General features: G+C 30.2%; 20 protein-coding genes and 2 riboswitches. Of the genes, 19 read left to right on the top strand and 1 reads right to left on the bottom strand.

Going from position 1 to position 22737, the window contains the following annotated elements:
* Positions 1–14: 14 nt before the first annotated feature.
* The 8 genes from ACVHXK_RS07935 to ACVHXK_RS07900 all read left to right on the top strand — a co-directional run bounded on the left by ACVHXK_RS07935 (position 15) and on the right by ACVHXK_RS07900 (position 9557).
* Positions 15–1991, top strand: coding sequence for a DUF1430 domain-containing protein (locus ACVHXK_RS07935; protein ID WP_461205844.1), 1977 nt, complete (start codon positions 15–17; stop codon positions 1989–1991).
* Entirely contained in the window at positions 1988–2596 is a 609-nt protein-coding gene (locus ACVHXK_RS07930) for an ATP-binding cassette domain-containing protein (RefSeq protein WP_461205843.1), read from the top strand. The genes ACVHXK_RS07935 and ACVHXK_RS07930 overlap by 4 nt, the downstream gene beginning before the upstream one ends.
* Positions 2593–3039, top strand: coding sequence for a hypothetical protein (locus tag ACVHXK_RS07925; protein ID WP_461205842.1), 447 nt, complete (start codon positions 2593–2595; stop codon positions 3037–3039). Before ACVHXK_RS07930 ends, ACVHXK_RS07925 begins: the two co-directional genes overlap by 4 nt.
* Before the next feature lie 179 nt (positions 3040–3218).
* On the top strand, positions 3219–4826 hold the full coding sequence (locus ACVHXK_RS07920; RefSeq protein WP_461205841.1) for a glycoside hydrolase family 13 protein: 1608 nt from the start codon (positions 3219–3221) through the stop codon (positions 4824–4826).
* A gap of 132 nt (positions 4827–4958) precedes the next feature.
* Positions 4959–6344 (top strand): glycoside-pentoside-hexuronide (GPH):cation symporter, encoded by a 1386-nt coding sequence (locus tag ACVHXK_RS07915; RefSeq protein ID WP_461205840.1) that lies wholly within the window; start codon positions 4959–4961, stop codon positions 6342–6344.
* Positions 6345–6530: 186 nt separating this feature from the next.
* On the top strand, positions 6531–7244 hold the full coding sequence (locus tag ACVHXK_RS07910) for a DUF5058 family protein (protein WP_461205839.1): 714 nt from the start codon (positions 6531–6533) through the stop codon (positions 7242–7244).
* 12 nt (positions 7245–7256) lie between these two features.
* Positions 7257–7934, top strand: coding sequence for a hypothetical protein (locus tag ACVHXK_RS07905; protein ID WP_461205838.1), 678 nt, complete (start codon positions 7257–7259; stop codon positions 7932–7934).
* 168 nt (positions 7935–8102) lie between these two features.
* Positions 8103–9557: a M20 family peptidase gene (locus ACVHXK_RS07900; RefSeq protein ID WP_461205837.1), complete on the top strand. Its 1455-nt coding sequence runs from the start codon at positions 8103–8105 to the stop codon at positions 9555–9557.
* A 501-nt stretch (positions 9558–10058) separates the two neighbouring features.
* Here ACVHXK_RS07900 and ACVHXK_RS07895 read toward each other — a convergent pair.
* A complete protein-coding gene (locus ACVHXK_RS07895; protein WP_461205836.1) occupies positions 10059–11216 on the bottom strand; it encodes a mechanosensitive ion channel family protein in 1158 nt (385 codons plus the stop codon).
* A gap of 310 nt (positions 11217–11526) precedes the next feature.
* Here ACVHXK_RS07895 and ACVHXK_RS07890 point away from each other — a divergent pair, with 310 nt between their 5' ends.
* From ACVHXK_RS07890 to purD, 11 genes are all read left to right on the top strand, one after another.
* Positions 11527–11802, top strand: coding sequence for a hypothetical protein (locus tag ACVHXK_RS07890; RefSeq protein ID WP_461205835.1), 276 nt, complete (start codon positions 11527–11529; stop codon positions 11800–11802).
* Positions 11803–11904: 102 nt separating this feature from the next.
* Positions 11905–12192 (top strand): hypothetical protein, encoded by a 288-nt coding sequence (locus tag ACVHXK_RS07885; RefSeq protein WP_461205834.1) that lies wholly within the window; start codon positions 11905–11907, stop codon positions 12190–12192.
* 202 nt (positions 12193–12394) lie between these two features.
* A riboswitch (glycine riboswitch) is annotated at positions 12395–12475 on the top strand.
* Positions 12476–12673: 198 nt separating this feature from the next.
* A riboswitch (glycine riboswitch) is annotated at positions 12674–12772 on the top strand.
* A gap of 54 nt (positions 12773–12826) precedes the next feature.
* Positions 12827–14215, top strand: coding sequence for an alanine/glycine:cation symporter family protein (locus tag ACVHXK_RS07880; RefSeq protein ID WP_461205833.1), 1389 nt, complete (start codon positions 12827–12829; stop codon positions 14213–14215).
* Positions 14216–14429: 214 nt separating this feature from the next.
* Positions 14430–14621: a hypothetical protein gene (locus tag ACVHXK_RS07875; protein ID WP_461205832.1), complete on the top strand. Its 192-nt coding sequence runs from the start codon at positions 14430–14432 to the stop codon at positions 14619–14621.
* Positions 14622–15154: 533 nt separating this feature from the next.
* Entirely contained in the window at positions 15155–15634 is a 480-nt protein-coding gene (gene purE, locus ACVHXK_RS07870) for a 5-(carboxyamino)imidazole ribonucleotide mutase (RefSeq protein WP_461205831.1), read from the top strand.
* Positions 15634–16344, top strand: a complete 711-nt coding sequence (gene purC / locus ACVHXK_RS07865; protein WP_461205830.1) for a phosphoribosylaminoimidazolesuccinocarboxamide synthase — start codon at positions 15634–15636, stop codon at positions 16342–16344. Before purE ends, purC begins: the two co-directional genes overlap by 1 nt.
* 5 nt (positions 16345–16349) lie before the next feature.
* The gene (gene purF, locus ACVHXK_RS07860; protein WP_461205829.1) at positions 16350–17786 is read left to right on the top strand and encodes an amidophosphoribosyltransferase; all 1437 of its coding nucleotides are present in this window, start codon (positions 16350–16352) and stop codon (positions 17784–17786) included.
* Position 17787: 1 nt separating this feature from the next.
* A complete protein-coding gene (gene purM, locus ACVHXK_RS07855) occupies positions 17788–18783 on the top strand; it encodes a phosphoribosylformylglycinamidine cyclo-ligase (protein WP_461205828.1) in 996 nt (331 codons plus the stop codon).
* Complete coding sequence (gene purN / locus ACVHXK_RS07850; protein ID WP_461205827.1) at positions 18771–19382, top strand: phosphoribosylglycinamide formyltransferase; 612 nt, start codon at positions 18771–18773, stop codon at positions 19380–19382. The genes purM and purN overlap by 13 nt, the downstream gene beginning before the upstream one ends.
* A 380-nt stretch (positions 19383–19762) precedes the next feature.
* Entirely contained in the window at positions 19763–21262 is a 1500-nt protein-coding gene (purH, locus tag ACVHXK_RS07845; RefSeq protein ID WP_461205826.1) for a bifunctional phosphoribosylaminoimidazolecarboxamide formyltransferase/IMP cyclohydrolase, read from the top strand.
* A gap of 209 nt (positions 21263–21471) precedes the next feature.
* Positions 21472–22728 carry a phosphoribosylamine--glycine ligase gene (gene purD, locus ACVHXK_RS07840; RefSeq protein ID WP_461205825.1) on the top strand — a complete coding sequence of 419 codons (1257 nt, stop codon included), beginning with the start codon at positions 21472–21474 and terminating at the stop codon, positions 22726–22728.
* The last annotated feature ends 9 nt before the right edge of the window (positions 22729–22737 follow it).

Below are 22737 nucleotides of genomic sequence, written 5' to 3'. Positions count from 1 at the left end.
TGCGGAGGGGTTTTTTGAAAGGAATTAAGTATATCGTTAGTTTTTGTGTTATCTTTATAGGTATTTTAATAATAGGTGAAAGTCATATTTTTTATTTAGACAATTTTTATACACTATATGATAATACTACATTGTATTTACAACATGATACAACTAGTGAAGAAATGATTGCTGATATACTAAATTCAGCACATCGAAATAAAGTTGAGGTATTTACCTTCACGCGAACTCAGAGGGATGTAGTTAATACTGAATATGATATTTATGCAACGGCAGGGACTGAAAAATATATTAATGAAAATTCAAATATATTTGAAGGGAACTATACAAGTCTTTTTGTAGGAAACACTAATTTTAAATTTAATGATTTTAATGATATACATAGCATAGAGAATATGCATGATTATTATTTTATTGGTAGTGAAGAGCAGGTTTACCAATTCAAGATGGATTTAATTAATAAATATGCAGGGAATCACCCTAAACAAGGATATATTGATAAAGAAGCAAGAAATAATACAGTTGCTATATGGATACTTATTATCAGTATTATTTTATTATTATCTTTTTATGATATTCTTTCACAAAAGAAAGAAAATGTTGTTAGAATATCTATGGGAGAAAAAATAAGTAAAATCATTTGGACAAATATTATCTTAGATTCTTTAGCGCTTATTGTGATTTTTATCGTAATATTATCTGTTTTATCAAGATATAGTTATGTGTTTTTTAATTTTAAAATTTCTATAATATTATTTATCATTTTACTATTTATCAATGGAACTTTATATTTAAATTTATATTTTTATGATATAAAAGAAGTTTTTTCTAATAGTAAAGGATCTAAAAAATTATTATCAATTAATTATGGACTGAAATTAGTAACAACTATTATTACGATTTTTATAATATCTAGCAATATAGCTTTTAGTGCTCAATCGTATAAGTTGTACAAGCAAAAGTCTTTTTTTGAAAAACATTCAGATTATTACTATATCAAGTTTATGTATAGACCAATTGTAAAAAATGATGGATCTATGAAAGATACATGGAATGAATCTGAAGCTGTTCAGTCAAGATTTTACAAAGAATTTTTTGAGAAATTTCATTCAACTGCACTAAAAGATAATTCTGGTTATATAGAGCAAGAAGCTATTATAGCAAATAGAAATTCTTTTGATTACTTATCAAGCAAAATAGATGAATTAAGGGATAGTGATTTAGATAAAGATGTTTATTTTATGCTACCTGAAAAGATGAAAGAAAATCCCGAAATAATTGATAATCTATATGGAAAATTATGTTCTAGGGAAGAAACTAAATTTGATTATGAAGTGATTTATTACCATGAAGATATAGAGGTTATTGGAATAGATGAAGATAGTATTTACGGAAGTAATTTAGTTAAAAATCCTTGCATTAGCTATATTAATATATCGTTGGATAAAGCAGGAAGTAATAATATTTATTTAAATAACTTAGATTATTTAAATGATGTTATGTATAAAATATCATCAGATAATGAATTTAATGAATTCAATGAATTTTTAGTTGAACATAATTTAAAAGATGAAGAAGTTTATAAAATAAACGTTCTAGAAAAATATGAAAATAGTTGGATTATAGCAAAAAGAGTTTTATATATCAATTTAGTATTTAGTGTTTTAGTTTTATTTTTAGAATTTATTATTATTAATTCAATTATTAGATTGGAATATGAAGTAAATGCTATTGAACTTTCTATTAAAAAAGTTATGGGATATAGTGTTCTAGAAAAGAATTGGAAAATTATTATGATGACAGTTATAACTACAATATCCAGCATACTAATTTCCGTAATTGTTGTAAAAGTAATGGAAATTAAGGAAGTTTATTATTTAGCTTTTGGGGGAAGCATGATTCTAATACTAGAATTATTTGTTATTACATTTTACATACGTAGGATTGAGAATTGTAAAATTCAAAAAATATTGAAAGGAGGAAATTTATGATTGAAATAAAAAATTTAACTAAAAAATTTGATAATAAAACAATCTTATCGAATTTTAATCTGAATATAGAGAATGGAGATTTTATAATATTTTCAGGTCCAAGTGGTTGTGGTAAAACAACTTTATTAAATATGATTGGAGCTATAGAAAAAATAGATAGTGGTGAAATAATTGTTGATGGTATAGATATTAAAAATAAAAGAAATCACTTAAAGTATTTTAGAACAAAAATAGGTTTTTTATTTCAAAACTTTGCATTAATTGATAATAAAACGGTAAAAGATAATTTGAAATTTATCCGGAAAGATTGTAAGACAAATTTATCAATAGAAGATGCGTTAAAGGGTGTGGGCTTAGAGGAAAAAATAGATGAAAAAGTATATACATTATCAGGTGGAGAACAGCAAAGAATTGCATTAGCCAGATTAATGCTTAAAAAATGCGATATTATATTGGCGGATGAACCTACAGGATCTCTTGATAAAACGAACGCAGGAGCTGTACTTAATATTTTAAAACAGTTAAATGAACAAGGAAAAACAATTATTCTGGTTACACATGATGAGGACATAAAAAAAGTAGGAAATAAGGTGATAAATTTATGAGTAAGATTAATGGGAAAAGAATTCTTTTGTTTATTATTCTAGTATTTGTAGTTTTAAATTTAAGTTGGTTTTTGATAACAACGCTAAAGTACAATAAATATATAAAAGCTGTACCTAAAAATGAATTTGGCTTGTATGGTATAAAAAAAGAAGATGGATATACTTATAGTGTTAAAAAACCAGATTATTTACATTATACAGGAAATTTGGCAGTATCTAATATGGAAAAAGGTGAACTTTTAATTGTATGGCCATTGATATTTGGAGGGTATAAATATGGTTTTAGCATACAGTATGCTGAAGGAGCATATGAAATTTATGTTGATGAAAATATGAAGCCAATAAATGAAGATGATATGGATGCTATTCAAGAAATTGAAAAACATAAAGATGAACTAGAGGAACTATTTTCTAAAGAAAATGAAATGTGGCAGTTGAAATAATAAAATCGTAACTACATATGTTTCCTAAAACTTAACGGTTTGAGGAATTTTTTTTTACTTTTTAAGTTTGGTATTTTTATATTAGAATTGATATTTAGAGATTGGGTATGATTTTAATGTAATTACAAATAATGGTATAATAGTTATTAATAATACTTAAATAGAAAAGGGGTTATTTTATGGAAAACTGGTGGAAAGAAAGAGTTGTGTACCAAATCTATCCTAGAAGTTTTCAAGACACAAATGGCGATGGTATAGGTGATATTCCAGGAATTATTATGCACTTAGAAGAATTGAAAGATTTAGGAGTTGGAATTCTGTGGATTAGTCCTGTTTATTCTTCCCCAAATGCGGATAATGGTTATGATATTAGTGATTATAGGGCAATTCATAAAGATTATGGAACCATGGAGAATATGGAACAGCTTATAAAAGAAGCTAATAAACTAGATATTAAAATTGTTATGGATTTGGTTATTAACCATACTTCCGATGAACATGATTGGTTTCAAAAGAGTAGAGAAAATATAGAACCTTATAAAGATTATTATATATGGAGACCTGCTAAAAAGGGTAAGTTACCTAATAATTGGACAAGTTTTTTTGCAGAGGATTGTTGGGAGTTTGATGAAAATAGACAAGAATACTATTTACATCTTTTTGCTAAGAAACAACCTGATTTGAATTATAATAATCCTAAAGTTCTTGAAGAAGTAAAGGATATAATGAGATTCTGGCTTGATAAAGGAGTATCTGGTTTCCGTTGTGATGTTATTAATGTACTTTATAAATCTTCATTAGAAGATGGTAAAAAGAAATTGATTCTAACGGGCAGTGAGTTTTATATATCACAAGAAGGTAATCATAAGATATTGCAAGAGTTAAGGAAAGATGTTTTAGACCACTATGATTGTTTTACAGTAGGTGAAACTGTTTTCGTTACACCTGAAATGGGAAGAGACCTTTGTGATGAAGATAGATGCGAGCTTAATATGATTTTCTCTTTTGAACATATGGAAGCAGACCAGTGGAAAGTTAAGTGGTTTAATAGAAAGTTTAATCTCAAAAAATTTGCAACGTCTATTGAAAAGTGGCAGAAAGCTCTTGAATGGAATGCAAATTATATTGAAAATCATGATCAACGTAGAGTGGTATCAAGATTCGGAGATGATGGAGAGTACTGGGATAGATCTGCTAAGATGCTTTCAACTATGCTTTTAAGTTTGAGAGGGACACCATACATATTTCAAGGTCAAGAAATTGGTATGACTAATTTTGATTTTACAAGTATGGATCAGGTGCAAGATGTTGAATCGCACAATGTTAATGAGCTACTAAAACGTTTTCATATCCCTGAGGGATATCGTTGGAAGATGATAAAAACTTCATCAAGAGATAATTGCAGAACACCTATGCAATGGAAAAATGGTCCTGAAGCAGGTTTTACAACAGGAAAACCATGGCTGGGTGTTAATAAAAATTATACACGTATAAATATGGCAGCGCAGGTAGATGACCCTGATTCTATTCGTAGCTATTATAAAAAAATGATTAAACTTAGAGATGAATCTATGATACTTAAATATGGAGAATTTGAAGCTTTAGAAATATCAAAGAATATATTTGTCTATAAAAGAACTTATGAAAATAATAGTCTAACAATTTTGTTGAACTTTTCTAAAATGAGTTGTAAAGCTAATTTTAATGGAAATGTGATTATATCAAATACTAAAAGAACTGATTATGATGGGGTATTACAACCTTATGAAGCGATAATTCTTAAGTGATTTTGAATTAGCAATTAAAGATTCTCAACGATAGGAAAGAATCATCCTTAATTGTGCATTGTGCATTGTGCATTGTGAATTGTGCATTATCTTTAAAATGTATTATGTTTTCAAAAAAAGGGGGGCTAGATTATGAGTAATGAGCAAAAGGTCGATATTAAACGAAATCATTATACTTTTGGACTAGGAACTGTTGGCAGAGATATGACGTATACGTTAGTGAGCATGTATCTTATTTTTTATTTGACAGATATATTGGAGTTGCCTAATGGAACACTTTGGTGGATTGCTGCTATTATGTTATTTGCAAGAGTTTTTGATGCATTAAATGATCCTATTATGGGGGTTATAGTTGACAATACTAAGAGCCGATTTGGAAAATTTAAACCATGGATTACTATTGGTACTGTTGTTTCTGGGGGATTTACAGTTCTGTTATTTACTGATTTTGGTTTTACTGGTACAGCTTTCGTTATTATGTTTTTATTTGTTTATTTATTTTGGGGCATTAGTTATACAGCTAATGATATTGCCTATTGGTCTATGTTGCCATCTTTATCTATCAATCAAAAGGAACGTGAGAAGATAGGTGCCTTTGCTAGAATTTGTGCCAATATTGGTTTGTTTACAGTAGTTGCAGGGATTGTGCCTATTACAACAGCCCTTGGAAATACTTTTGGTAGTATGAAAAAAGCGTACTTTATTTTTGCAATTGCAATTGTTCTAATTATGTGGGTAGGACAAAGTATTACTATATTTGGAGTTAAGGAACCTAAAGGAATATTTAGTGAGCAACCTAAGACAGAATTAAAAGAACTTATTAATATTATTTTCAAGAATGATCAATTACTTTATATAGCTATTTCTATGGCATTATTTATGATTGGCTATATGACTACAACTGGCTTTGGTTTATATTTTTTCAAATATGCATACAGGAATGAGGGTATGTATTCAATATTTGCTTTGATTTTAGGAGTATCTCAATTGAGTGCATTAATGTTATTCCCTTTATTCAGTAAAAAATATGAAAGGCGTTCCCTTTATAAAGGGGCTGTAGTTTCAGTAGTAGTTGGGTATATTATCTTTTTCTTTTCGCCTATGAACATGCTTTTTATTGGAGTTGCTGGTATACTAATTTTTCTCGGTCAAGCATTCATTCAGCTTTTAATGTTAATGTTTTTAGCAGATACTATAGAATACGGTCAATGGAAATTAGGTAAACGTAATGAGAGCATTACTTTTTCAATACAGCCATTTATTTATAAAATGGGAGGGGCAATAGGGAGTGCTATTGTTTCTGCAACAGTTATTATTTCTGGTATAACAGGAGCCAAAACACCTATGGATGTAACAGAAGGTGGATTACTTATGATGAAGGTTGCTATGTTGATTTTACCTTTGATTTTTATATTATTAGGATATTTAGTATATAAACATAAATTTAAAATAGATGCTGAAATGTACAATAAGATTATTAGAGATTTAGAAGAGTGGGGAGATATTAGTATTAACTAAAGGCTAGTTTTAAAGAAAAATGGATGTTTTTTTATAATTTATAAAAGAAAAACATTCAACACCTTTGTTCTATAAATATTTTAAATTTAAGAATTATTAATTAAAATAATTATTGAATTAATGCAAAAAGTGGTATAATGGTAATAATTTATTAAAATATATACAAATGAAAAGGGGAGTGAGTACGTGGATAATTATTTAGATATTGCAAATAGTTCATATATTTTTAAAATTGGAGCTGTTGTAATAACTTTTGTTTTTGTTCAAGCAATAATATTTTTTATAAAGGCATGGAAAGAAGGTAAAAAAATAGGATTAACTAAAGAAAAAATGATGGCAGCAGTCAGGTCTTCGGCGGTTTTTTCAATTGTACCATCTCTGCCGATATTAATAGCTTTAATAGCGATGGCACCAGTTCTTGGAATACCATTTCCATGGATTAGATTATCAATTATAGGGTCAGCGCCATATGAGCTTATGTCTGCTGAAATTGGAGCAAAGAGTATGGGCGTTAGTGGAATTGGTTCAACAGAATATACTGCTGCTGTATTTGCTAACTCTATGTGGGTTATGTCTATTGGTATAATATGGGGACTACTTATTTGTATTTTATTCTTAAAAAAAATCCAAGGTAGAATGAATAATATGAAAGAAAAAGATTCTGCATGGGGAGAAATAGTAATATCTGCTTTATATTTTGGAGTATTATCTGTATTTATTGGAGGGCCTATAGTATCAGGAGGAGTTCCTTTATACACGTTATTAAGTAGTGCATTAATTATGGTGTCTATAACTTACTTGATTAAAAAATTCGATATAAAATGGCTTAATAGCTTTGCCTTATCAATAAGTATGGTAGGTTCTATGGCTTTAGCAATTTTATTTAGTAATATAGGATAGGGGGATGAATTTATGGACAAGGATATTAGATTAGCAGATTCATACGATGATGAAATTCATAAATTAGGGAGAATAACTGGGTTATTAGCCTTGTTATTAATTTTTATAGTACCAACGATGATCAGTATCAAATTTAATATATTCCCACCAACTAAAAATTTATTAATAGGTGTTTGGAGTATAGCAATCTTGGAAATTCCAGTTTGTATAGCAGAGGTACTTACATATACGCCTCTTTTAGGTACAGGAGCATCTTATTTAGCTTTTGTAAGTGGTAATTTAACTAATCTTAAAATACCATGTGCTTCTATGAGTATGGAAATTGCCGAAGTTAAACCAGGGACAAAAGAAGGAGATATTATCTCAACAATATCTGTTGCTACCTCTACAATGGTTACGGAAATAATAATAATAGTAGGAGTTTTAGCTATTGTGCCATTGACACCTGTTTTAAGTTCGGAAGTGTTGAAACCAGCTTTTGATAATGTTCTTCCAGCTTTATTTGGAGCACTAGGAGTATACTGGATATTAAAGCAATGGAAACTTGCAGTAGCACCACTCCTTTTCTCTATAATAATATTAATGGTTGTGGATATCAATATAGCAGTAATAATTCCAGTGGCAGCTGTAATATCAATAGTTAGTGCAAGAGCTTTGTATAAAAAGGGACTTCTTGATAAGAAGAAGTAATCTTTCTTAAAAAGATAGAGTGAAGTTTGTAGAGTGAAGTGAAAAGACTAAAAGAGTAAAAGATTAAAGATTCTCAGCTCTGCTGAGAGTCAACAATAATTGTGCATTGTACATTGTGAATTGTGCATTCAAAAATGTATTATGCATTGACAAGAAGGTGTATTAAAAATGAGATTTTTGTTGTTTTTGTTAGTAGTTTTAGTGGTTTTAATTGTGGTAGTTTTGGTTAGAACTTTGAAATTTAAGTCAAAGAAATTTAGTGTACAAGCTAAAGGCGAATTTAATATTGATAGAGATAAGGCAGTAAAAAATTTAGCTGATGTAATAAAAATAAAAACTGTTTCTCATTCAGATTATTCAGAAACAGATTGGGATAAGTTTAAGGAATTACACAAACGGGTAGAAGAAAACTATAAGCTTGTTCATAAAAAACTTTCAAAAACTGTTGTAAATGAATATTCTCTAGTCTATAAATGGAAAGGGAAAAATAGCGATAAAAAACCTATACTTTTAACAGCACATATGGATGTAGTTCCTGCATCAGAAGATTCTTTAAAGGATTGGACATATCCTCCATTTAGTGGGGAATTGGCAGAAGGACATTTGTGGGGAAGAGGGACTTTAGATATTAAAATTCAGATGATAGCAGTACTTGAAGCCGTAGAGAACTTGCTTGCGCAAAATTATGAGCCCGATAGAGATATTTATCTTGCATTTGGTCATGATGAAGAAGTTGGAGGAAGTGAGGGAGCAACAAATATTGTTAAATATTTTGAAGAGAACAATATAACATTTGATTTTGTCATAGATGAAGGTGGATGTGTAACTGAAGAAGCGCTTGCAGGAGTAGACGGACCTCTTGCTGTAATAGGAATAGCTGAGAAGGGATATTCAAATGTTAGATTAAGTGTAGAAAGCACTGGAGGACATGCTTCAATGCCACCTAAGAATACTGCACTTGGAGAGATTGCAAAAGCAATTGTTGCACTTGAAAAAAATCAATGTGAGACTAAAATAACTAAGCCACTAGAGGATATGCTCATGTATATAGGACCAGAAATGAGTTTTTCAAATAAGATGATAATATCAAACTTATGGTTATTTGCTCCTGTTTTCAAAATGGCTTTTGCTAAGACTGGAGCTGGGAATGCCCAACTTAGAACAACTACAGCAGCTTCAATGAGTAGTGGTAGTATGGAGCCAAATATTTTGCCTGGAAAAGCTACAGCTACTTTTAACTTTAGAATTCTTCCAGGAGAAACAGGACAAGATTTATTAGAACATATTGAAAAAGTAGTTAATAATCCAAGAGTTAAAATTGAGCCTTTAAGACTTGAAGATCCATCAAAGGTTTCTAGTGCAGACAGTGAAGGATTCAAAATTATAGAAAAAACAGTATATCAAATATTTGATGAGGCAATAGTATCTCCATATCTAGTAATGGCAGGTACAGATGCTAGAAAATATGAAGATGTTAGTGATAATGTATATAGATTTTCACCTTATCAAATACATAATGATGATTTAAAGAGAATGCATGGTGTAGATGAGAGGATTTCTTTCGAGAATATTGAAAAAGCAGTTCATTTCTTTATGCAAATGATAGTGAACTCTAACACTTAAGGGAAATTTGCAATTTGCAATTTGCAATTAGCAATTTTTTAAAAAAAGAAAAAGGCAGTGTTAAGTGATAATGCACAATGCACAATGCACAATGCACAATGCACAATTAAGGAGGAAATATTTTAGCGGAGCTAAAATATTTCTAGAATTAACTTAAAGATCAAAAACCAAAAGACCAGGAGATCTGTTTTTACGCAAATCTCCTGGTTTTTATTAATTGTTTTTATAGGAGAATTTTTGATTGATGCAGAACCTGCTTGCATTAGTTTGGAAATAAGATGTTGTTTGTGATATATGATAAGTATCAGTGAAAAATAATATAAATACATAAATAATATTAACACATAAATGTTTGTAGTTTATATAATGCTCTTACAAAATTAAAGATTCTCAGCTCTGCTGAGAATCTACAATAATTGTGCATTGTGCATTGTGCATTGTGCATTGTGCATTGTGCATTGTACATTATGTATTGTGTATTATGAATTGTGCATTGCTCTTTTAAGAAGGTTCTTTCTCCAAAAAAATGCTTCTGCTAGGATAGGCGATTTCTACTTTTTCATTTTCAAGAATTTCTAGTATTTTAAAGTTTATGTTTTCTTTTACCTTTAAAAAGTCACCCCAATTAGTAGTGTTTGTGAAAAAATAAAGAAAAATATCTAGACTACTTTCATTGAATTCATTGAAAGTAACAAAAATGGTTTCTTTATGAACATCATTATTTTCAGTAAGCATTGCTCTTATTTTTTGAGTGCATATTTCAATTTTTTCTTTAGGAGTATCGTACCTAACACCTAAATTAAAAGTAATTCTTCTTTTTTGCATTCTAGACCAGTTAGTTATTGCTTCGTCTGCCAAATTTGAATTAGGTACAGTTACTAAGGCATTGGCAAAGGTACGAATTCTTGTACTCCTAAAGGTTATATCTTCTACAGTACCTTCAATGGTTGGAGTATAAATCCAATCTCCTATAGTAAAAGGTCTATCAAGAATTATTACTATTCCACCAAAAATATTTGAAAGAGTATCTTGTGCGGCTAGTGCAATAGCGAGTCCTCCTATTCCTAGCCCTGTAATAAAACTATTTACATTAAAGCCGAATTCTTCTGCAATTATACAAGTTGCAAAAGCAATTATAATAAATCGGACAATCCTTGATAAAAAAGTAAGTAAAATATTATCAACTTTCAAATTTAACTTTTTATTAATGTTTTTATATAAATTAGAATTCTCAGAAGATAAATTGTGAAGGCCTAAGGCTACAAGGATAATTATTGAAGACCTAAATAAAGATACAAATTTTGAAGTTTGCACAATAGTGCCAGCACTAGTTGAGGAAATTACCGATTCTGTAATATCATATCCAAAACTTGAGGTTAAATATTTAATAGATAGATAAAGACCAAGTATGGTGAAAAATATTGATAATGGTTTTTCAAAGGATATAAGAATTATTTCGTCTAGGTTAGTTTTTGTTTTCTTGCTTATTTTTAATAGACGACTAAATATATATCTTGTGAAAATCTTTCTAAACAAAACAAAGAATAAAAAAATTAATAGAGCTATTATAACTATTTTGAGATTATTAAATGTAATAAATTGATAAATATAAGTTGTTGTATTATTAAAGCTGTCAAATGCTTCTTGTAATACGCTCATTGTAGCACCCCCTAATTAACCATTCTAAATGATTTTGCAATAATTCTCAAGATGATACGCTAAGTAACAGGGGTAATTGCGTTCTTTTTATAAGGCCGCTATTCAATGTAAATACTTCTACTAGGGAAAGCAATTTCTAATTTTTCTTCTTTTAGTATTTATAATATTTTGAAATTTATATATTCTTTATTGAAGAAATTGCATAAAAAAGAATTTTTTTAATAGCTGTAAGCTTTTTATTACATGTTTATTATGATATAATGTTAAACAGTAATAGTTATTAATTATGAAAATATGATGAGGTGATGTAATGAATAATTTGGATAAAATAATAAAAGATATTGAAAATGGAAAGGCTGATATGCAGCTGATAAATGAGGAAGTTAAAGCACAAGAAAAAGACTTCAGCAAACTTGATGGATTTTCAATGGTCCATAGTTTTAAATTTAATGAAGGCGATAAATTCATTAAATCAATAGTTGAGAAAGATGAACAATTATATTATGTTGAGAGAGATATTTGTGCAGATGAAGATTTTTATGGTACATGTAATTTAGAGTATGATAAAATTTATTTATTGAAATAGCATAATATTCACAAATTAGTCTAAAATTTGTGAATAAGGATGATTTGCTGATATAGTGAATCATCCTTATTTTATTATTTAAATTAAAAGGAGTGACTAAAGATGAATAATGGATTTATTTTTGTATTGTTTGTAGTTGGAGTATTGGAATTAGTATTAGCCTTCGTTAATGAAAAAATATTAAGAAAGAATTACAAAGATAAAAAAATTAAAAACCTTGAAGGGCTTATAAAATGGGAAAAATATTCAAACCTTCTGATAGGTGTATTAATAATTATCTACGGTGTAATATATTTAGTTGACTATACTAATCCAGTAATAAATTATTATGCGCCGGCTTTAGCTGTTATATTTGGTATGAGTTATTTTGGAAGGAAAAGATATATTTAAGCTAGTGATTATGATTTTCTTGCCTTTGGTGAGAAAATCTTTTTTTATACGTACACATATGTTACTTCGATAATTAAGAACATTATTTAAATGCGTGTTGTTTAATTGGGAAATTTATAAATTGTATAAAAGCTTGTATTATTATGAAAATCTATATATAATTATTAATGGTTTATTAATAATAAATTAACAATGTGTTCGGATGAAGATTGTGGGAGAGAGATGGCTTGCCATCCGCCGAAGAGGAAAAACTTTCAGGCACCTATGGGTTTTCAATGTGAAACTTTATTTGTACTTGTCCAAAACTCGGTGAATTTACGAGTTATGGATAAGTGAAAATAATTAGTTGAACTGAAAATCCCAAGAGTTTCTTTATGAAATTTTATCTATACGTTTCCAAAACTCAATGAATTAACGAGTTATAGGTACATATAAATAAGCAGTTTAGTTGGAAACTCTATTTTAGGAGAAAACCGTAATTGGACGAGCCTCTGGAGAGAGCTGATTATTCAGACACCGAAGGAGCAAGATAGTATTATTAACTATCGAATCTCTCAGGTAAAAGGACAGGGGATAGAAATTATGAAAATAATTTTGTCTCCTCCATTATATTAAATTAAGGGAGGATTTTTTAATGACAGGGTTTATGGAAGTATTAAACAAAATTGATTCATTGGTTTGGGGACCACCGTTACTTATTTTATTAGTAGGTACGGGACTTTATCTAACTGTAAGACTTGGGGTATTACAGGTTAAAAAGTTACCACTTGCACTAAAGTATTTATTTTCTAAAGAAAAAAACAATGATGCAGAGGGTGATGTATCATCATTTGCAGCTTTATGTACAGCTTTAGCAGCAACAATAGGAACAGGAAATATTGTTGGTGTCGCAACAGCAATTAAACTTGGTGGACCAGGAGCTTTGTTTTGGATGTGGGTAGCTGCTTTCTTTGGAATGGCTACTAAGTACTCTGAAGCGTTACTTGCAGTAAAATACAGAACCGTTGATGAAAATGGTCAAATGGCTGGTGGACCTATGTATTATTTAGAAAAAGGTCTAGGAAGTAGATTTTTAGCTAAGATGTTTGCAATCTTTGGAGTAGGAGTTGCTTTCTTCGGGATAGGTACATTCCCACAAGTAAATGCAATAGTTGAAGCTGCAGAAATTGTTTTCAACATTCCAATTGTGTTGACAGGAATAGTGTTAATAGTACTGGTATCTCTAGTAACTATAGGAGGCGTAAAGAATATTGCATCAGTGGCTGAAAAAACAGTTCCTTTTATGGCAGTATTTTATGTTATAGGTGCTTTAATAATAATAATAATAAATATTAATTTATTACCAGGAACAATAGCTTTAGTGGTAAAGAGTGCTTTCACTACAACAGCAGCAGCAGGTGGTTTCACTGGAGCAACTGTTATGCTTGCGATGAGAAGTGGTGTTGCTAGAGGAGTATTTTCTAATGAATCTGGTTTAGGTAGTGCACCAATAGCGGCAGCGGCAGCTAAAACTAAATCTTGTGTAAGACAAGGACTTGTATCTATGACAGGTACTTTCTTTGATACAATAATTATTTGTACTATGACTGGACTTGTTTTAATAATGACTGGAGCTTGGAATTCAGAATATGCAGGAACAGCTATGACAAATTATGCTTTTAGTAGTGGGCTTCCTATAGCTATGATAGGACAGTTGATTGTTACGATTGGACTTATTTTCTTTGCTTTTACAACAATACTTGGATGGAATTATTATGGGGAAAGATGTACTGTGTATTTAGTTGGAGTAAAAGGAATTAAACTATATAGAGCAGTATATATAATTTTAGTTGGACTGGGAGTATTTTTACAGTTGATAAATCTAAAATTAGAAATGATCTGGAAAATAGCAGATATAGTAAACGGACTTATGGCGATTCCAAACCTAATTGGATTAATTGGATTAAGTGGAGTTATTATAAATGAAACAAGAAAATATTTTAAAGACCTTGAAGATGACGGAATGGTTAAAGTAGCTGAATAAAAGATAGTGTGATATTTGATGTTATATATAGCACATATATGTAGAGATATATTTACATATATGTGCTTTTATGTTGTTATAAATGTAAAGATATCTATGTGTTATATTAGGAGGATTACTAGGGCTATATATAGCGGGGTTAAATCAAGAAAGTAGTTACTTTAATTTTGATATGATTATAAACATTATAGTTAGTCTATTAGTGGGAATGTTTATGAGTTATTTTTTTGTAAAAAGGCGTAAAAAAAGAAATGGTAAGGTGCTAGAATTTGATGACGTAGCTTGTTGTAAAACAATATTGAAGAACAAATGTTCGCATAAAGTTTTATTTAATGGAGATAATAGTAATAAGTTAGATATTTGCTTAAAAAATTCTATGGAAATAGGTGTAGGAATTATATTATAATAAGATTAAGGATTATATTTATAAAATGATACGAAAGTTGTAATTGAAAGGAGTGTATCTAGTGGAAAATGAAAAAATCAATAAACTGCAAATGGATGTAAACAGTTTATCAATGAAGACAGCTAATAATGATACAAGAATTATAGAATTGAGTAGGAACTTGAAAAAAGTTTAATAAATTTGTGCGGGTTATAAGGCTCTCCTTTAAGGAGAGTCTTTATGTTTCTTTGAATTAAAACTATAAGAAAGATTCTCGAACGATTGGGCGAGAATCTTTTATTTAAGTACAGATTTTGATTATGAAAGTTTTTTTACAGTCTTCAATAAAATAATCCTCCTGAATAAAAAAGAAATTAAATCTGCAATCGTATTTTGTGATATACGTAACGTGACGAACGATAAAAGAATAGAAAGGAGTAGTTTGTCCTAAAAGTACGAATAATCTACAGTTAATTACGGTTATTATATTGACTAAATAAACTATGAATGTTAATATAAAAACGAAAACAGTGAAATTTGCAGGAGGGTTAATTATGAAAGTAGCAATTATTTTTGGAAGTAAGTCTGATATTGAAAAAATGAAGGGTGCAGCTAAAGTATTAAAAGAATTCGGAGTAGAATATGAAGCTCATGTATTATCAGCTCATAGAGTTCCGGAAAAATTAAGTGAAACTTTAGAAAAACTTGAGAACAATGGTTTTGAGTGCATTATTGCAGGTGCTGGACTTGCTGCTCATTTGCCAGGAGTTATTGCATCACAAACAATATTGCCAGTTATAGGTGTTCCAATAAATGCAGCTGTAGATGGAATGGATTCATTATTAGCAATAGTTCAAATGCCAAAGCCGATTCCAGTAGCAACAGTTGGAATTAATAATAGTGCTAATGCAGGAATGCTTGCCGTTGAAATCTTAGCATTAAAATACCCAGAACTTAAAGAAAAATTAATTCAATTTAGAAAAGATATGAAAGAAAAATTTATAGAGGATAATTCAGAAGGAGTGGAACTATAATGGAAAGAAAGATGATGTATGAAGGAAAAGCTAAACAAGTATTTGAAGGGGATAGTGAAGATAACGTAATTATTTATTACAAAGATGATGCTACTGCTTTTAATGGTGTGAAAAAATCTAGTATAGAAAGTAAAGGAGCTCTTAACAATGCTATTACTACTATGATATTTGAAATGCTTGAAAAGAATGGTGTTAAAACTCACTTTATCGAAAAGTTAAGTGAAAGAGAACAATTATGTAAGAAAGTAGAAATAATACCTTTAGAGGTTATAGTTAGAAATGTTGCAGCAGGAAGTATGGCAAAGAGATTAGGAATAGAAGAAGGAACTGCACTTAAAACAACAATATTTGAAATCTGCTATAAAAAAGATGAACTAGGAGATCCACTTATAAATGATTGTCATGCAGTTGCTTTAGGATTAGCTACATTTGAAGAGCTTAAAGAAATGTACGCTATGACAGCTAAGATTAATGATTTATTAAAAGAGTTTTTCTTAAAACAGAACATTAAATTAATCGATTTTAAAATAGAGTTTGGAAAGACTAAAGAGGGTGAAATTGTTTTAGCTGATGAAATATCTCCAGATACTTGTAGATTTTGGGATGCAGAAACTAATGAGAAGTTAGATAAAGATAGATTTAGAAGAGATTTAGGTAATGTAACAGAAGCATACGAAGAAATACTTAAAAGAATTTCTAAAGGGGAATAATATTAATGATAAGAAATAATAATGATTTATCATTACAAGTTCAGGACAAAGATAAAATGGAAGAAGAATGTGGAGTTTTTGGTATTTTTTCTACTAAAGATATTGATGTTGCAGAAATTGTTTACTATGGGTTGTATGCTTTGCAACATAGAGGACAAGAGAGTGCTGGTATAACTGTTTCTAATGGAGAAAAGTTAAAATGTGTTAAAGACATGGGATTAGTATCTGAAGCACTTAAACCAGATACAGTAGAAAGTCTTAAAGGTAGTTCAGGTATAGGACATGTCCGATATTCTACAACAGGATCAAGTAACGTTAAAAATGCTCAGCCACTATTAAGCAAATATAAGCTTGGAGCTATGTCTATTGCACATAATGGAAATTTAACAAATGCAGATACTATAAGAGATCTTCTTGAAGATGGAGGAGTTATATTTCACACATCTATAGACTCAGAAGTAATTTTAAATATGATAGCAAGAAAAGCAAAGTGTGGATTAGAAGAAGCTGTCGTTCATGCTATTCAAGCGGTAAAAGGATCTTATGCAATCGTAATGCTTACTGAAAAAAAATTAATTGGAGTAAGAGATCCAAATGGAATAAGACCTTTATGTATTGGTAAGATTGACGGGGATTATGTAATATGTTCTGAATCTTGTGCACTTGATGCTGTTGGAGCGGAATTTGTTAGAGATGTAGATCCGGGAGAAATAGTGATTATTGATGAAAATGGTATTAAATCAATACATTTTGCGGAAAAAACTAATAGATCTATTTGTTCTTTTGAATATATTTATTTTGCAAGACCAGATAGTTTTATGGATGGTGTGAGTGTATATGAATCTAGAGTTAGAGCAGGAGAACAGCTTTATAAGGAAGCACCAGCTGAAGCGGATATAGTAATAGGAGTACCTGATTCAGGTATATCGGCAGCAATAGGTTATGCTAAGGCTTCAGGAATCCCTTTTGGTATAGGACTTATAAAGAATAAATATGTAGCTAGAACTTTTATTGCACCATCTCAGCAAATGAGAGAAAAGGCTGTATCTACAAAACTTAATGCATTAAAAGTAAATGTAGAAGGAAAAAGAGTTGTCATTATTGATGATTCTATTGTAAGAGGAACAACTAGTAGAAGGCTTGTTGAAGTTTTGAAGAGAGCTGGAGCTACTGAAATTCACTTTAGAGTTTCTTCACCTATGGTTAAGTTTCCATGCTATTTTGGAATAGATACTCCTTACAGAAAAGACCTTATAGGAGCACAAAAGAAAGTTGAAGAAATAAGCGATTTCATAGGTTCTGATAGTCTTGCATATATTAGTCAAGATGGATTTTTAAGTACTTTTGAAAATAAAGGTTTATGTATGGGATGCTTTGATGGAGTTTATCCGGTATCAGCACCTATAGAAAAAGATAAAGACCGTTTAGAAGGTGAGGAATAAAATGGCTACTTATAAAGAAGCTGGAGTTAATATTGAAGAAGGCTATAAAGCTGTTAAGAAAATAAAGAATTATGCTGAAAAAACTTATAGTAATGCAGTTTTAAATAATTTAGGTAGCTTCGCTGGCATGTATGATCTTGCAGGATTCAAGAGTCCTGTGCTTGTATCTGGAACAGACGGTGTTGGTACAAAATTAAAAGTTGCTTTTCATATGGAAAAATACGATACAGTGGGTATTGATTGTGTTGCTATGTGCGTAAATGATATACTTTGTCACGGGGCAAAACCATTATTTTTCTTAGATTATATGGCTTGTGGAAAATTAGATGCAGAAGCTGCAGCTGATATTGTAAAAGGAATTTCAGAAGGATGTTTGCAATCAAGTTGCGCTCTTATTGGCGGGGAGACTGCTGAAATGCCAGGATTTTATTCTGATGGAGAATATGATATTGCTGGATTTTGTGTTGGAGCTGTAGAAAAAGATGAAATAATCGATGGTAGCAAAATAAAAGAAGGCGATATTTTAGTAGGTATAGAATCATCTGGAATTCATAGTAATGGATATTCTTTAGTTAGAAAATTAATCACTGATTTTGATATGGACTTTAAAGGTAAGAGAATTGGAGAAGAATTACTTACACCTACAAAGATTTATGTTGAAAATGTACTTAAACTTATGGAGAAATTTGAAATAAAGGGTATGGCACATATTACAGGCGGAGGATTTTATGAGAATATTCCAAGAATGCTTAAAGATGAATATACATTAGTTATAGATAAAAATTCTTTTCCTAAACCTGAAATATTTAATTTCTTAATGGAGCAAGGTGTAGAGGAAGATCACATGTATAATACTTTTAATATGGGGATAGGATTTGTTCTTTGTGTTTCTCCTGAATTAGCAGGTGGAGTCATTGAAGAGTTATCAGAACTTGGTGATAAAGCTTATAAAATAGGAAAAGTTCAAAGTGGAGGCAAAGAGGTATGTTTAAAATAGCTGTTCTTGCTTCAGGGGGAGGAAGTAACCTTCAATCTATTATAGATAGAATTCAAGATGGCTATCTTTCTAATTGTTCTATCGAATATGTTATTTCTGATAAGTGTGGGGCTTTTGCTCTTGAAAGAGCAAGAAAGAATAACATAAAAGCTATTGAATTAGATAAAAAAAAGCATGGGGCTGATTTATCTGATGAAATACTGAAAATTGTAGATGGAAAAGTTGATTTAATAGTTCTGGCAGGGTATTTGTCAATATTGCAAGGGGACATTATATATAAGTTTAATAATAAAATAATAAATATCCATCCATCGTTGATACCTTCTTTCTGTGGAAAGGGTATGTATGGATTAAATGTACATAAAAAAGCTATTGAATATGGAGTGAAAGTAGCTGGATGTACAGTGCATTTTGTAGATGCAGGAACAGATACAGGGGCAATAATTATTCAAAAATCTGTAGAAGTATTACAAGATGATACAGCGGAAATTCTACAGAAAAGAGTTTTAGTACAAGAACACATTGCTCTTCCAGAAGCCGTTAAACTTCTTTCAGAAGAGAGAGTTGTGGTGGAGGGAAGAAAGGTAGTTCTTCTTTAGAATAAAGCAAGAGTGAAGTTTGAAATGTGCATATGAGAAAATAAGTATATGGATAAAGATAATGCACAATGCACAATTTACAATGCACAATTGTGGAGGATTTTCTTCCCTTTGGTCAGAAAATCTTTATTTAATAAATTCAAGTGCAAAGTAAAAGTAATTACAAGATAAGTTTGATTAAATAAATTAATCTTTTAATTAATGTTTAAATTAATTAAAGAAATATTTTAGCTTTGCTAAAATATTTCATCCTTAATTGTGCATTGTACACTGTGCATTGTGCATTTAAATTAAGATTAAAATAAAAACTATTTACATAAATCAAAATTCTAGATAAGAATTAAAATTCCAAAATGGAACAAAAAAGAAGGGGTGTTTTAATGATTAAAAGAGCGCTTATTTCAGTTTTTAAGAAAGACGGCATAGCTGATTTTGCAAAATTTTTAGTGGATAATGGAGTTGAAATTATTTCAACAGGTGGAACCTATAGACATTTAAAAGAAAATGATATTCCTGTTACAGAGGTTAATGAAGTTACTGGATTTCCTGAAATTTTAGATGGTAGAGTTAAAACTCTTCATCCAGTTATTCATGGTGGAATACTTGCAATTAGAGATAATGAAGAACATATGAAAACTATTGAGGAAAAAGAAATTAAGCCAATTGATATGGTTATTGTTAATTTATATCCTTTCTTCGAAAAAGTACAAGAAGATTTAGAATTTGAAGAAAAAGTTGAATTTATAGATATCGGTGGACCTACAATGCTTAGATCTGCTGCAAAGAATTTCCAAGATGTAGTTGTAGTAACAGATCCTACTGATTATGAAGACCTTAAAAATCAAATTACTGAAAATAAAGATGTAGATTATAAAACTAAGAAAAGATTAGCAGGAAAAGTATTTAATTTAACTTCAGCTTATGATGCAGCTATTTCTAACTTTATGTTAGATGAAGAATATCCTGAATACTTATCTTTATCTTATAGAAAAGAAAGTGATTTAAGATATGGTGAAAATAGTCACCAATCAGCTGCCTATTATGTAGCTACTGATGGAACAGGGGCTTTAAATAATTTTGAACAATTACAAGGAAAACAGCTTTCTTATAATAATATTAAAGATATGGATATAGCATGGAAAACAGTTTGGGAGTTTGATGAACTTGCAGTTTGTGGTCTTAAACACAATACTCCTTGTGGCGTTGCATTAGGAACTGATGTAAAAGATGCTTATGTTAAAGCGTATTCTTGTGACCCAGTATCAATATTTGGTGGAATTGTTGCTTGTAATACAAAGGTAACAAAAGAAGCTGCTGAAGAAATGATAAAAATATTCTTAGAAATAGTTATAGCACCAGAATTTGATGATGATGCCCTTGAAGTTCTTAAGACTAAAAAGAATTTAAGGGTAATTAAGTGCGGAGTGAAACCTTGTGATGACCATAATATTGCAAAGGTTGATGGTGGTATTTTAGTTATGGGAGAAGATAATAAGTTTGCAGATAAATATGAAGTAGTAACAGAAAAACAGCCTACTAAAGAAGAGATGGACGATATGGTATTTGCTATGAAGGTTTGCAAATATGTAAAATCCAATGCCATTGTTGTAGCTAAAGACAAGATGGCAACAGGTGTAGGTGCAGGCCAAGTAAACAGAATATGGGCAGCAAAACAAGCTCTAGAAAGAGGAAAAGGTGCATCAGTTTTAGCTTCAGATGCGTTTATGCCATTCAATGATGTAGTACTAGAAGCAGCAAAATATGATATAAAAGCAATAATTCAACCAGGTGGTTCCATTAGAGATAAAGATTCAATAGAAGCTTGTAATGAGAATGGGATATCTATGGTATTTACGGGAATTAGACACTTTAAACACTAATTTTTAAAACATAATTTGCAATTTGCAATGTGCAATTTGCAATGAAGGATGATTTTCTTCCTTTTGGTCAGAAAATCTTTAATTAGTAGAACAATTAATTAAATGATTGATTAATTAAAAAAATTAAGATTCTCGGCGTTAGCCGAGAATCATCCATAATTGCAAATTGCTAATTGCAAATTGCACATTGAAATACGGGAGTTGATAATATGAAGGTTTTAATAATAGGTTCCGGTGGAAGAGAACATGCAACTGCATGGAAGATTGCTCAAAGTGATAAAGTTGAAAAGATTTATTGCGCACCAGGTAATGGTGGAATGGCAATGGAAGAAAAATGTGAAAATGTTAATATTGTAGAAATTGATGAATTAGTTTCTTTTGCGCAGGAGAATAAAATTGATTTAACTATAGTTGGACCAGAAGCTACTTTGGTTGAAGGAATAGTAAATAAATTTAGAGAAAAAGGCCTTAGGATATTTGGACCTAGCAAAGAAGCTGCTGCACTTGAGGGAAGTAAAAGCTTTGCTAAAGAATTTGCCATAAAATATAACATAAAAACAGCTGAATATAAAGCTTTTGAAGATAGGAAAAAGGCTATAGAATATACGCAAAGATGTGGATACCCTATAGTTATTAAAGCAGATGGACTTGCAGCTGGAAAAGGCGTTATTATATGCGAGAATGAACAAGAAGCTATTGAGGCAATTAATAAACTTATGGTACTTGATATTTTTGGTGGTGCAGGACTTAAACTTGTAATCGAAGAATTTTTAGAGGGCGTAGAGGCATCTATATTATCAATTACAGATGGGAATATGATTATTCCTTTTATATCAAGTAAAGACCATAAACAAATTTATGATGGAGACAAGGGTCCCAATACTGGTGGTATGGGAGTTATTGCCCCAAATTTTTATTGCACAGAAGAGGTTTTAAAGGAATTTGAAGAAAATATTATGGCTCCTACTCTTAGAGGTATAAGAGAAGAGAGAATGGATTATATAGGAACTATCTTTTTTGGCCTTATGATGACTAAAAAAGGTGTTTATTTATTAGAATACAATGTAAGAATGGGTGACCCAGAAACACAAGCAGTGCTTTCTTTAATGGACAGCGACTATTTTGAATTATTATATAAAGCAACAGAGGGAAAACTTTCAGAGTGTGAAGTTCAGTTCAAAGATAAATATTCTTGTTGTGTCAATGCTGTATCTGGTGGATATCCTGGTAATTATCAAAAGGGTAAAGTTATATCAGGGATTGATAAAACAGAGAGCAAAGTTTTTGTTTGTGGTGCAGAACTTAAAAATGAAGAACTTGTAACTACTGGAGGAAGAGTACTTTCTATAGTTTCTTTAGGAGACTCATTAGAAGAAGCAAGAAGTAAAGCTTATGAAGATATAAAAAAGGTAAGTTTTGATGATATGTATTATAGATGTGATATTGGAGTAAAAAAAGAATTTTAGAAGGAGCTT

Source organism: Clostridium sp. DL1XJH146 (assembly GCF_054819755.1).
Note: the sequence above shows the minus strand (reverse complement) of the source record. Positions and strands in the feature narration are given on the sequence as shown.